At 74.3% G+C, this 338-nt stretch carries 1 protein-coding gene; it reads left to right on the top strand.

The window, feature by feature from the left end; all coding sequences use genetic code 11:
• Positions 1-58: 58 nt before the first annotated feature.
• Positions 59-338, top strand: a 280-nt coding sequence (locus ACOADB_RS21535; protein WP_378603445.1) for a DEAD/DEAH box helicase, incomplete at its 3' end; no start/stop codon positions are given.

The raw sequence follows: 338 nt of genomic DNA, 5'->3' as shown, positions 1-338 counted from the left end.
TCGAGACGCCTGTGGAGGGGCGTCGGTGACCGTCGGCCCGACCATCTAGGGTTCTCCGGTGACCACCGACGCCGCGCAGCAGGCCAACCCCGTCCGGGAGCTGCTCGCGACCGCGGTGGCCGCGCTCGGCGGCCAGCAGCGCGACGGCCAGGTCGCGATGGCCGACGCGGTGGCGGGTGCCTTCGCGGACAAGGAGCACCTGCTCATCCAGGCGGGCACCGGCACCGGGAAGTCGCTGGGTTACCTCGTCCCCGCGCTGCTCCATGACCGGCGGGTCGTGATCGCCACGGCCACCCTGGCGCTCCAGCACCAGCTCGTCGAGCGGGACCTGCCCCGCC

The organism is Nocardioides sp. CPCC 206348, assembly GCF_048654705.1.
In the GTDB taxonomy this organism is placed as follows: Bacteria; Actinomycetota; Actinomycetes; order Propionibacteriales; family Nocardioidaceae; genus Nocardioides.
This window is presented reverse-complemented; position numbering and strand designations above follow the sequence as displayed.